At 29.4% G+C, this 12,125-nt stretch carries 10 protein-coding genes and 1 pseudogene; 3 read left to right on the top strand and 8 right to left on the bottom strand.

The genetic code is table 11. The features are described 5' to 3' along the window. A pseudogene (locus BLT80_RS20495) lies at window positions 1-130 on the bottom strand (IS110 family transposase); the annotation flags it as partial. 693 nt (window positions 131-823) lie between these two features. Here BLT80_RS20495 and BLT80_RS06935 point away from each other — a divergent pair. Beyond that, window positions 824-1,267 (top strand): UPF0158 family protein, encoded by a 444-nt coding sequence (locus tag BLT80_RS06935; RefSeq protein WP_092466830.1) that lies wholly within the window; start codon window positions 824-826, stop codon window positions 1,265-1,267. Between the two features lie 261 nt (window positions 1,268-1,528). Here the strand turns inward: BLT80_RS06935 and BLT80_RS06930 are convergent, their stop codons facing one another. The 7 genes from BLT80_RS06930 to BLT80_RS06900 all read right to left on the bottom strand — a co-directional run bounded on the left by BLT80_RS06930 (window position 1,529) and on the right by BLT80_RS06900 (window position 9,610). Beyond that, on the bottom strand, window positions 1,529-2,233 hold the full coding sequence (locus BLT80_RS06930) for a hypothetical protein (protein ID WP_092466829.1): 705 nt from the start codon (window positions 2,231-2,233) through the stop codon (window positions 1,529-1,531). A 2-nt stretch (window positions 2,234-2,235) separates the two neighbouring features. Continuing rightward, window positions 2,236-3,645: a tyrosine-type recombinase/integrase gene (locus BLT80_RS06925; protein WP_092466828.1), complete on the bottom strand. Its 1,410-nt coding sequence runs from the start codon at window positions 3,643-3,645 to the stop codon at window positions 2,236-2,238. A 312-nt stretch (window positions 3,646-3,957) separates the two neighbouring features. Next, window positions 3,958-5,565 carry a DNA/RNA non-specific endonuclease gene (locus BLT80_RS06920; protein ID WP_092466827.1) on the bottom strand — a complete coding sequence of 536 codons (1,608 nt, stop codon included), beginning with the start codon at window positions 5,563-5,565 and terminating at the stop codon, window positions 3,958-3,960. Then, the gene (locus tag BLT80_RS06915) at window positions 5,546-6,580 is read right to left on the bottom strand and encodes a hypothetical protein (protein WP_092466826.1); all 1,035 of its coding nucleotides are present in this window, start codon (window positions 6,578-6,580) and stop codon (window positions 5,546-5,548) included. The genes BLT80_RS06920 and BLT80_RS06915 overlap by 20 nt, the downstream gene beginning before the upstream one ends. Window positions 6,581-6,582: 2 nt before the next feature. Beyond that, window positions 6,583-7,164 carry a hypothetical protein gene (locus BLT80_RS06910; protein ID WP_092466825.1) on the bottom strand — a complete coding sequence of 194 codons (582 nt, stop codon included), beginning with the start codon at window positions 7,162-7,164 and terminating at the stop codon, window positions 6,583-6,585. Between the two features lie 141 nt (window positions 7,165-7,305). Then, entirely contained in the window at window positions 7,306-8,424 is a 1,119-nt protein-coding gene (locus BLT80_RS06905; protein WP_092466824.1) for a hypothetical protein, read from the bottom strand. 247 nt (window positions 8,425-8,671) lie between these two features. Beyond that, entirely contained in the window at window positions 8,672-9,610 is a 939-nt protein-coding gene (locus BLT80_RS06900) for a metallophosphoesterase (RefSeq protein WP_092466823.1), read from the bottom strand. Window positions 9,611-9,908: 298 nt separating this feature from the next. On the opposite strand from BLT80_RS06900, the gene mutT reads away from it, so the two are divergent. Together mutT and BLT80_RS06890 are read left to right on the top strand one after the other, a co-directional pair. Beyond that, window positions 9,909-10,307, top strand: coding sequence for an 8-oxo-dGTP diphosphatase MutT (gene mutT / locus BLT80_RS06895; RefSeq protein ID WP_092466822.1), 399 nt, complete (start codon window positions 9,909-9,911; stop codon window positions 10,305-10,307). Beyond that, window positions 10,297-12,123, top strand: coding sequence for a DNA/RNA helicase domain-containing protein (locus BLT80_RS06890; protein WP_092466821.1), 1,827 nt, complete (start codon window positions 10,297-10,299; stop codon window positions 12,121-12,123). The genes mutT and BLT80_RS06890 overlap by 11 nt, the downstream gene beginning before the upstream one ends. Window positions 12,124-12,125: the final 2 nt, after the last annotated feature.

Genomic DNA, 12,125 nt, shown 5'->3' with positions numbered 1-12,125 from the left:
CTAAGAGTTTTGAGAACTTTTTAAAGCCAAGTTCATTGTTTTTAAACTGATAGTAATTACCATCAGAATCTGTAACATCAAAAACCTTTTGGCTGATGTCAATTCCAAAATATTTAATATCTTTATTCATAAGAAAATGTTTTTTTGAAAGGACATACTACGCGAGTTTCAACGACTTAAAATCGAGGTCTAAAAGCCTCACAGAACTGTACGAAATCTGTGTAGAAAAGAGAGGGGATTTTCAATGTTGACGAGATCTAAAGTCTCTGCGTGTATATTAACCTTATTCCTCTCTTTTGTCTTTTCTGATTTATGCTTAAATTTAATTAATTGTAAACTTAAGCCGTGTATAATTAATTGCTAGGTCACTGCCGACTTACGAACATTCCTGCGGAAAATCCTCGCACGTAAACCCACAACTATTCTTATACATAAACGTTGGCATCAACGCTGACCTAATTTTAGCAATCTTCTTTTTCTGTGATTTTTTTTTTGATTTTTAAGACAGATAAATCAGAAAAACTGAACATATAAAAATAAATGTTTACATCTGACTGAATATCAAAATCTTAAATGTAAAAAAATCGAGCGAGTATCACATATAGATCTTTACGTTAGATTTTTTGCTGGGAAATTCCTGACCTTTTACTATCTTTAGTCTATTAACCATGAAAAATAGAACTGTTATTCGCTACATAACAATAACTTAACTGCTGTGCGCAAGCCCAAAAACACATCAATAAATATTCAAATACGGACATAAAATAATTCAATTAAAAATAAATACTAATTTTAACTCTAACGGAAAACCCTTTAATTTGAAATGGAAAATTCCAAGTCGAAAATAATTAAAGAAATTGCACAAGAATTAGATTGCGGAAATAATTGTTACTACAACTCTAAAACTGACGAAATAATAGCTATTCCTAATTTTTCAAACTTCCCGGATGAAGATGAATTTCGAGAATGTTTTAAAGCGGACTTAAAAGCAGTTCAGAAAAACAAAACGCATTTAATAAAAATTGAGGTTTTAGAAAGTTTTGAGTCTTTTAAAATAATGGAACAATTTATAGAGCAAATTGATGACGTTGTATTTAAAACGAAATTGAAAACGATTTTAGAAAATAAAAATCCATTTAAGAACTTTAAAAATTCAATTGATAACTCGGGTTTTAGGCAAGATTGGTTCGATTTTAAAAAATTAGAATTGGAAAAAATAGTAGAAACGCAATTAAATAGAAAAAATCCAGCGCACAACATCGTATAAAAAAATTGCTGTTTTATGTTTTATAAATGTTAGATATTGAAACACCTAACTAAGCACGGAAAAACACGATAGCAGTAGTGCCGTTAGTATTTTTACATATTTTTTTAATTCTATCTTCAATAAGATAAAAATTTTAATATTACGCCATGTTCCAGTAATTTATAGTATTTATTCTTTATAATAATCTTCATATACTAAGTGCTTTTTTTGTTATTATGCGTCAAACAAACGTTTGTTTAACGCTAAATCACATCATATACTCTATTTTGAGTTTTTAATTTCGGATAAATTCACATTGAAAACTGTTTCTAAAAGATATTGATCTACTTCGGCTTCCTTAATGACTAAAAATCTTGATTTCTTTTTTTTGGTTTTAAGAATATCTGCTTTACCTTTTCGAACAATAGATGGTTTAAGTTCTGATATTTCTTCTTTATTATCATCTTTATTGATATCATAAAGACTATCCTTAAATACACGTTCAACCTCAAACCATGATTTCCCATCACCAAAATGACTTTTTAACTCTGCTTGATGATTTAATAATACTTGATTCTGGAGTTTTAGATAAACTTGTACTTCAGCATTATAATTAATCACATGAATTTTAGCTTCTCTTTCAACAATTTCCGTCGTATTTATCCAAGTACTCAACTCTTTAAAATAATCATCTATTAAGTAATTAAAAGCAGACTTATCTAATTTAGTTCTTAGATCTAATAGTTCAAAAATATTAGATTTAAGAAGTTTCTCTTTATTCAAAATTTGAAGAAGTTCTGTGTTATTAAAGAAAGGTTTTGTCTCACCAGCTGCATTAGTTATAAATAATGTATTAAGCAAACCTAAGGCTTCTAATTTACCAAAATCCTTATTCATAACTTCTTCTAAAATATTTCTTGGGAGAAAGAAAATTATTGGTTCCCTAATCGTCAAAATGAGTTTCTGCATATCTTTATGTAGCGCCATATTTATAATAAATTAGAATAATCCTCAGGCAATTGCGCATCGATATCTCTTAGATACTTTTCTAACGCAGTCATGGTTGTATGTCCTGTTATCTCCATAAGCTCGCTCTTTGCATTATATGGTGATGAATTCTTCACCATTGCTCTGTATAGTTTAGTGATAAATGTATGTCTAAAACTATACAGCCCATAATTTTCATTATATCCAAAATGGTCTTTAACAATCGTTTTAAAACGATTACTAAAGTAATTCCTTCGATTAATCAGTTCTGTATCCCAATGACCACATAATTTATCTGGTGTAAACAGTAATAATTCACCATCCATTTTTGATAAATCTGGTAATTCTTTAAATAGTTTATCAGGAATAATTTTTGTCTTTAAAATCTTGTTTTTGGCTTGAACTTGAAGTTTTTTTTCTTCTAAATTTATATCCTTTACTCTTAATCGACATACCTCTATTGGTCTCAAAAGATTATAAGAAACAAATTTTATATAAAGTAGCAATAATTGATCATTAACCTCTAAATATTCAAATATTGCTTCCTGTTCTCTAATAGAATAGGTTTTATTTCGTTTCGGTTGCGTTTTAATAGATTTAATTTGAGAGATAAAATTCTTCTCAATGATTTCATTATCCTCAAGAATTTGAAATATGCTACTAAAAACTGTTCTATAATTATTACGATTTCTTGCTGATGTTTTTAATTGTATATAATTTAAAAATTCAACAACCATTTTCTTACTTATTTGGTTGCAATAAATTATATCTTTATTGTTAGCCTTCAACCATTTCTTTAATTGGTTGATTCTACTTCTATAATCATTTAAAGTGGTTTTACTAACAATATTTGTCTTCAACAGTAGAGCTCTATCAAGAGCTTCATCTATTGCATGTCCTTTAGATGTTGCTAATTCGTCTACTCCAGTTTTCTTTTTTAAACCTTCAACCAAAACCGTTTTTGGTTGAGAATTTGGTTGGTAAATATCAACCGCATCAAATTTTGGTTGCTGAGAATCTAAAACTGTTTGATTCATATTCTGTTTTGGTTGCAGAATGGTTGATTTTTGAGAAATCACCTTAAGTTTCTGACTATGAAACTTTGTATTATCTTCAAATGGATTATATCCCTCTTTTAAAAGTTTGAGCAATCTCCTTTTGTAAAGGTTCAAAACGGAATAACGTGACTCTTTAGTTTTAAAGCGGTGAGCTTTTCCGTAAATATTTTTCATCCTCTTGAGCTTACCCGTTCGAGGATTGCGATAAGAGAAGTAAATGTACCAACGCTTACTCAGGTCACCTTTAGCATCAAAGATTTTTGGTGTAGAAAATTTTGTTTTGTGTTCCAAATCGTGTTCCAAATCGTGTTCATTTTGACAGTCTAAGGTAACCAATTCATAAATACTTTGCATAAAAAAACGGTTTAGAGTGAACTAAACCGTTGATTTTAGAGTGATTTACACTTAGTAGCGGGAACTGGACTCGAACCAGTGACCTTCGGGTTATGAGTTTGATATTTTTACCAAAAAGCAACCTTTTTTAACCTTTCCGCTATAAAATCGTGTACTGTATTGTGTACTCTGATTTATAATTAATTCATCAAATATATTGAAATATTTCTAACTAATTGTTAATTAAATCTTGTGCTAGAAATAACTTAAATAGAAACTCTATTAATTTATAAAAAATACACAAAATCCTTACACTATACAAAAATCGCGACCTCAGATAACTTCTAGTGTATTATTAATATTATTAAATTCAAGTTTTTCTATTTTACCGTTAATACTTATTTCATATATAGCCCCACTAGACCTTCTAGAGTTATCACTAAAAATCTGTGTATTTTTCACTAAAACATTATCACCGTTTTCTATAGCTTTGGTTATTTTGTCTTCCATTGCTCTCCACTTCTTACTGTGATTCACTTTATAAGCTTGTGATGTGATGTTAATAGATTCAGGAATACCACCTGCAGAATCTGCCAAATAATGTCCTCCTTCATCACTCATTCTTTTATGTTGATTATTTGTTAAATTCTCTAGTGAGGTTTTAGAACTCACTTCATCTCCATATAGTTTAGCCTTATTTTGAGAAACAACATTTCTATTTTTAGAAGTTTTAGAAATTATTGTATGTTGACTTTCTATTACCCTTCCAAGATTATCAGTTTTATAGATATGTGTGTTTTTTCCATCTTTTACAACATATTTAAAATCCTCAAGAAGTCTTGGATGATCTAAAAGTGGATTAATGCTTTTTTTGTTCAGAGCTGCTCGTCTATCAATTGTGACAGTACTCGTTTTAGGATCAATAACACCAAAAGGCTTACCTTCAAAAATCAATTTATTACCATTAAGTGTTATATCTTTTGGAAAATTCTCTATCGCTGTCTTACCATTAATGTACGTTCCTTCTGCGCTTCTTTGAAGTTTCTTAAATACGTCATCATTTTGTTTTTTTAAAGTGTTCTCAATATGAATTGGTATTCTGTCCTTTCCGTTATAATAAATTACGTTAAATGCATCAGGTGTTTTTTGATTAGAATTAAAAATAGATTTAATATTAATTCTTCCAATCTTTTCACGCTTCTTTAAAGCATCGAGCCAAGTATTATTTAGTTGAGAAAATATATCTTTATCAACAAAAACTTGATTTAATTTCAAATTAGTACCTCCAAAAACACTAGAAATGATTTGATTAAATTCTTCACTTATTAAAGAATTTGAAGGAATTGAATTATCTAATTTTAACAGTGAAGTTTTAGCACTTACAACTCTTCCAATATCATCAATTTGATAATCTATGTTTTTTACTTTATAAATAGTGTTTGGAGCAAATTTATTAAGATTTGCGAAAGCGTTGTTATCTAATTTTGTAATTAAGATTGATTTATTATCAAGTTTCGCAAGCAAGCCTCCGCTACTTACATCATAAATTTCGCCTATTCTATTGTTCGACTTTAAAGAAAATTTACTCGTTGGTAGTTCATCAAAATATTTAATTATTTCAACATCTTTAGCATAATTAGAATTCGATAAAAAACCCCAAGCTTTTATAGCTTTTGGATTAACTTTTAGATAAGAACCTAATTCTTTGCTGCCTTCAATTTGCTTCGCTAATTGTTTTAAAGAAGCTTCATCGAGATTTTTATGAAAACCCCTAATCAGATCATCTGGAAAATCTACTTTTAAAATAGCTAAAACATCTTCGTTTTTAGAAAATAGTTCTATAAGTTCCTTTTCCTTTATTATTTTCTTACCTATTTTATTACATGAAACTAAAGAAAATAAAAGAATAAGCAATAGAGGTCTAATAATATAATTGTTCATTTTCTCTTTCTTTGATTAACTCCAATAAATTACTGTAATAACTGTTTGTATTATCATTAAGCATTTGTGTAAAATCAATATTATTTCTCTCTAAAAAAGAGCTATATTCTTTAATTAGAATTTCTTTAGTTTCATTTTTTGTAGGTACTACAAAATCATAAACCACTTCTGTTACGCCTAAAGTTTCTACAGATCCAATTACTGCGCCAGAAGCTCCCCCACTAACCACTAATGATGCTGCTTCTGCTGTATTATATGCAATTTCTTTTAAATTTTCCTTAATTTTTTTATTAGCTTCAACAATTGATTGGTTTACAACTTCTTTTGTCGCCTCGAAAATATCAAAATTCACTTTTTCAATTTGTAATGTATCATTATTAACAAAACCCAAAATATCTTCTAACTCTTTTGAACGTTGCTTATTTATGTTTTGAGAGAGTGTATCTGTTATGGATTTTATAAATCTAGAATACGCTAAAGATGAAAAATAATTATTAATTCTTGCTTCCCATATCAAAAAACGAGCTTCGTTTGTAGTATTTATAAGAATTGTTAAATCATCATTCGTTTGAGAAAAACCTACTATGTCTATATTATTTTTTGTAGAAATAGAATCATTCGATTCAATTATATCTTTTAAAGAATTCGACGTCGATAGCATTAAGTCATTAATTAATATATCAGCCCCTTTTTTGGCTAAGGTAAATTGACCATGAGATGTTTCAGTCATTTTATTTTTTATAATATTCATCTCTGTAAAAGAACCTGAAATAGAATACTCCTTTTCTAAAAAGGAATTAGTAACATCATTATAATACTTATCCGAAGCTATTAAAAGCGTATTATAAAAATCTCTATTATTTTTTAATTCAAACTGTTTAAGCTCTTCAATAAGATAATATGCTTTATTGTAGGATATATCTTTATCAACTTCAGGTGTAACTACGTTTTTATTTCTATTATTACAACTAACAAATAATACCAATAGCAAACATAATTTAAATATATTCTTCATAATTAAATTTTAGTTTCCCATAATGTATCCATAACATTAATATAGTTATCAGTGTTTTCTGCAAAATTTGGTTCACCATTAAACACACAAAATAGCAATGCCACAATATAAATGATTATGCTAAGAAATATTATTACAACCCAAAGACCTTCAGTACTTTCTGCTATTAAGACGCAAATGATGATTATTATAACCCAAAACCACCAATTAGACATAAAAATGTTTACATGATGATACCATTTATAAGTAGCACAGTCAGCTTTAAAGTCATCTAAACTATTTTTATTAGTAATAAAGTAATTATAGTGTCCATTAATTTCCTTTTCAGCCTCTGGCGTTGCAAAAGTTTCACTTTCATACAACCGTTTAAGACTACTTGGAGAACAATTAAAAATACAAGCAAGCTGAGCGTAATCACCTTCCGTTAGAATTAGCAATTCTCTTATCTTTTCTTGAGCAGTAAGAGAATTTTCTTTTTCAATTAGTAATGAACCATTTAAATCAATCAATGTATCGTCATCACTAATACAACTAAAAAGGATTAAACAAGATAATAATGAAAAATAAAAATATTTTGTAAGCATATACTGACTGTTTTAGCCTAGCAATGTAATAATTTAATAGTATTTCACAAAATCAAATAGCATTACTATACCTTCATGATTATATATTAATATTAGCTGATAAAAAAGACATCAATATTGGTGAATTTTAAAAATCTATACTCAGATTGAATCCCGATCCACACCTCTAAACAACTCATCCTCTTTCTCTATTAAAGGATCATACCAATCTGCTTTATCTTTAATCCATTGCAACCAATCCTTAAGCTCTTGAGTCAGCTTTCCATTCTTTATAGCATTAGACTCTATAGTTTGAATGTAGTTTCGTAAGTCCATAGCTTTTTGCCATCTACTTGAATGATCTATAACAGACTTAAATGCTTCTAACTCTTTTTTTCTCTTGGCATTAAACTCTTCTTCAATTCTCTTTTTTCGTTCATATTCTTTATGCCTTATCTCTCTCTCAATACGTTCTTCTTTTTCTCGTTTTGACCGAAGTTCAAAATAGGCTAAAATATTAGGTAGTTTATCTTCTAACGTTTTTGTCTTAGTATCAGTCCATTCATACCTTGGATACTCATCAATCTTTAAACATAACTTTCCTGTTGGGAAATATTTAGACTCCTTCCACCCTCTTTCATTTTCTTCAATGACGCGTTTATTTACTTCTCTTAATCTTATATCAAAATCTTCACCAAAAACAATAAGCTTTGTTCCGTTGTAATTATAGTACTTATGACCTGTAATAATTTTTAAATCATGACCTCTTTTACGAACGAGTTTTATCAAGGCATCTATAAATCTAAAGGCACGTTTTTCAACTGCTTCAGAAACATTTAAGCTAAAAATTCCTTCCTTCGGTATCTTTGTAGATCTTGGATATCTGGTTTTTCTTCTTTTACTATAATAATCTCTTGTTCTAATTACTATTTCATCAGGTTTAAATAGTTTTTTAGACACAGATGACGTTAAACTTTTATCGTCTTTAATTTCTTGTATTAACAGATTATTCTCTGATAATTCCAGACCTTTTACTAAAAGAAAAATTGTCACATTTTCCTTATCCATTTTAGGCAAAGGGATTATTTCGACTTTTTTATGATGTTTTAATTTAACCCAATAGCCATTTTTAGGAAGTGGGATATTGTTCTCCTTACACAACCGTTTAAAAGCAGTAATTTTTATAGGATACTCTTGAATAATTTTAGACACTGGCTTAGACCATACCAAATCGTATAGTTCTTTTCTTGACAGCTTTATTACTTTATTAGTTTCTGACATAAGCTATAACTTTAGTCTAAGACTAATTTAATAATCTTTAACGTATAACATCAATACAGCTTAATTAAGTTTTACATTTAACCTCAGTATATAAATTAGATAAATCCTTAATAATCCCCAAAAAAAAAAAAAAAAAAAAAAGCAAAAAAGAAACATCATAATACATATAAAAATATCAACCACAATTCTCGTGATTTGAATTTGATGATCGCTCCATAACTAAATAAGAAACGGAGCGATAGAATCTTTAGTCATTTTTAATCCTCTCTATATAAGTGAACTTTTGGTCATCTAGTGTTAACTCATTATCAATACTATATGCTACTAAAGCTCCGTTGTTTTTTGCAACGCTATAATCTAAACAACAGACATTATGTTTCAATAAAGATGGAGTTTTTTCTTTTAACCAATAATGCCCAAAGAAAACACTCTTGTCGTCTTTTCTATAAAAGTCTAAATCATTTATTTGTGAAAAATCAAGCACCTCATTTGAAAGACCGTCTATGTCTTGAACACTTATTTCCTTATAAGTCATTCCTGATGGATCTTCCCACCATTTAATTCTAATATCATCTCGTTTATTGCCATCATTATCTAAAAAAGACATGTTTTTTGGCAATGGAATTTCCTTGCCTTTTAAAGTGTTCTCAATAGCTTCATGCAATTCCCCTTTTTCAATTTCAGATTGACGAATTAAATCATCTGTTAGCCGATTATTATTTAAATTCTTCTTTAGGTAATCAATACTTTTATAATCCCAACTCGCATGAACGGCCCTGAACGCTTCTGATTCGTAAAATAATGGGAGTGTTTTAAACCACTCAATATACATTTCAAATTCTTCTTGTCGATTTTTAAACTGTTCAAGTGTATCATAATGTTGGAGAATATTCTTTATTGAATGTTCTCGTAAATGTCCACCATTATCATAATCTTTAAGATGGAAACAAATAGCATTGTATTCATGATTGCCCATTAGGGCAATAGCACTTCCATTATCTACCATTTGTTTTACAATTTCTAAAGTTTCTCTGTTCTTTGTTCCTCTATCAATATAGTCCCCTACAAATAAAACTTTCCTACTAGTGTGTGAATAATAGTTGTCTCTTTTTGAATACCCAAGCTCTTTAAGTAATTGCTCTAGTTCGTCAGCATGTCCGTGCACATCCCCAATTAAATCTATCATATTTTGTCCTTTAGTAGTATTAATATTATATAAGCGTTGAATATAACCATCTCATTTATTAATAGCAAAGGAACTTATGTCCAGAAAATCAAATTATTTATTTTATTCCTTTTCAAGGAAAAACATATTATACTCCTCGTTTAAACCTCTTAAAATTAATTACCTGATTCTATTTTGCTTTAAAAAAATCATTGCGAATTTTTCATTCAGTTTTATTTTACTAGATTAGATGCTTAATCACGCAAAGGCTCATGCAAATTAACATCTTAACTATTATTATACCACCTATACATCTAATATGCCACAGAACTTAAAATCAATTCTAGTCGCTGCAGCCATAATCCAAAAAGACAACAAAATTTTTATTGCTAGACGATCCCCTCACAAGCATCTTGGAGGTTTATGGGAGTTTCCTGGTGGTAAAATTGAAGAAGGAGAAACAGATGAAGAGTGCTTATATAGAGAACTACAGGAAGAACTCGGAATTACGATAAATGTAAAAGAGTTCTTTATGAATAACATTCATAATTATGGAAATATAACAATAAACTTAAAAGCCTATTTCTGCGAGATAAAATCAGGCGAAATAACCCTAAGTGACCATGATCAATATTTATGGGTTTTGAAAAATGAATTAGATAATTATGAATTTGCACCTGCGGATCTTCCTTTTATAAAAGTCATGAATGCTAATTAACAAATACGATAATACTGTATATACAATTCAATCTTTCCTTGATGTGGAAGTAGCTGATTGGGGTAATCGATTAAAAGATCATCACATCGCTTGTATGAACGAAAAAGCAAGTTATTCACAAAGAAAAGCGTGGTTTGATTGTTATAATATTCTAAAGAGAGAGTTTACAAATCTTAAATTAGCACAAGAGCTAGCAAATAGTGTCTACTGTATTTTCGAATATGAATTACCTCGCGAGAGAGGACGGAGACCAGACGTATTACTACTTAGTGATAAAAAATTAATTGTATTAGAGTTTAAGGGGTATTCAGAAGAAAATCAGGCACAAATAGACCAAGCAAAGCATTATGCAAGAGACTTGCGAAATTATCATGAGCAGTCACATGACCTAACTGTTATTCCATTTTTAGTTTTGGCATCAGCTAAGAATATTTCTAGAAAAACAGATGGAGTTCAAATAGTCTCTGGAGATAAACTCCACCTAATATTGCGCAATCTGATCACCAATAGCTTTGAAAAAATTAGCGATTGGTATTATAGCAATTATGCCCCCTTACCTTCATTAATTCAATCTGCTCAACTCCTATTTAAAACGAAAGAATTCCCACAAATTAAACAAGCTTTGAGTGCAGGTATTCCAATAACAATTAAGAAGCTTAAAGAAATTTCCATACAGGCTACTGAGGAAAACTCTCATTATTTAGCTCTCATTACTGGAGTTCCTGGTGCCGGTAAAACTTTGGTAGGCTTACAATTGGTTCACGAAACAGATATGTTAAACAAAAAGCAGGCTTCTGTTTTTTTATCAGGAAACGGACCTCTAGTTCAAGTCTTACAATACAGCTTAGGCAACACCCATTTCATAAAAGGAGTCCATGATTTTCTGAGAGATTATGCATCATCAACGATGGTTCCATCAGAACATATAATCATTTATGATGAAGCTCAAAGAGCTTGGGACAGTGAAAAAGCAAGCTTACATAGAAAAAACAGCAATTCAGAACCAACAGATTTTATAAATGTAGGAAATAAAAGATCTAGCTGCCTACTAATTGGCCTGATTGGTGAAGGTCAAGAAATACACTTGGGAGAAGAAAGTGGAATGAAATTATGGGCTGATGCTGTTAAACAATCCTATAAAACTTGGAAGGTATTTTGTCCAAAAAAACTTAACGGATATTTTGAAGGCTCAAAAGTCGAAAATATTGATTCGTTCGATTTAACCACTTCTTTGAGAACGCATCAAGCCATAACATTACAAAAATGGGTTGACAATCTCCTTGAAAATAAAATTGAAGAAGCCAAGAAATTAATGGAAAACCTCTTTGATAACGATTATCCTGTTTATGTTACAAGAGATCTAAATACAGCTAAAAATCATGTTAAAAATAAGTATATCGATGAACCGAATAAAACGTATGGTCTAATTGCAAGTTCAAAAAGCATTATTCTGCCTAAATACGGAGTTAATAATGATTATAATTCAACAAAATCCTTACAAGTTGCTCGGTATTATGCCGATGAAAAGCACTCAAATTATTGTCGAAACTTAACTAATGTTGTCACAGAATTTGCATGTCAAGGATTAGAATTAGATATGCCTATATTAGCATGGGATAAAGATTGGATTTATAACAACGAGTGGATAGATAATAAACCAAATAACAAAGCAAAAAAATCAAAAACTTTAAGAAGCAATAGCTACCGTGTTCTATTAACAAGAGGTAGAGATGGCTTAATTATCTATATACCAAATGATAAGTCTTTAGATAATACATTTATTGTTTTAATTGAATCAGGAAGTAAAAAAATATAAAA

The sequence above is a fragment of the Winogradskyella thalassocola genome (assembly GCF_900099995.1).
Classification (GTDB): domain Bacteria; phylum Bacteroidota; class Bacteroidia; order Flavobacteriales; family Flavobacteriaceae; genus Winogradskyella; species Winogradskyella thalassocola.
The sequence above is the reverse complement of the archived record's forward strand: the minus strand, read 5'-3'. Positions and strand labels throughout refer to the sequence as shown.

Excerpts from the sequence above, each read along its gene's own strand:
- BLT80_RS06925 (WP_092466828.1), bottom strand. The coding sequence starts at position 3,645 with ATGCAAAGTATTTATGAATTGGTTACCTTAGACTGTCAAAATGAACAC.
- BLT80_RS06905 (WP_092466824.1), bottom strand. The coding sequence starts at position 8,424 with ATGTCAGAAACTAATAAAGTAATAAAGCTGTCAAGAAAAGAACTATAC.
- BLT80_RS06900 (WP_092466823.1), bottom strand. The coding sequence starts at position 9,610 with ATGATAGATTTAATTGGGGATGTGCACGGACATGCTGACGAACTAGAG.
- BLT80_RS06920 (WP_092466827.1), bottom strand. The coding sequence starts at position 5,565 with ATGAACAATTATATTATTAGACCTCTATTGCTTATTCTTTTATTTTCT.
- mutT (WP_092466822.1), top strand. The coding sequence starts at position 9,909 with ATGCCACAGAACTTAAAATCAATTCTAGTCGCTGCAGCCATAATCCAA.
- BLT80_RS06910 (WP_092466825.1), bottom strand. The coding sequence starts at position 7,164 with ATGCTTACAAAATATTTTTATTTTTCATTATTATCTTGTTTAATCCTT.
- BLT80_RS06915 (WP_092466826.1), bottom strand. The coding sequence starts at position 6,580 with ATGAAGAATATATTTAAATTATGTTTGCTATTGGTATTATTTGTTAGT.
- BLT80_RS06890 (WP_092466821.1), top strand. The coding sequence starts at position 10,297 with ATGCTAATTAACAAATACGATAATACTGTATATACAATTCAATCTTTC.
- BLT80_RS06930 (WP_092466829.1), bottom strand. The coding sequence starts at position 2,233 with ATGGCGCTACATAAAGATATGCAGAAACTCATTTTGACGATTAGGGAA.
- BLT80_RS06935 (WP_092466830.1), top strand. The coding sequence starts at position 824 with ATGGAAAATTCCAAGTCGAAAATAATTAAAGAAATTGCACAAGAATTA.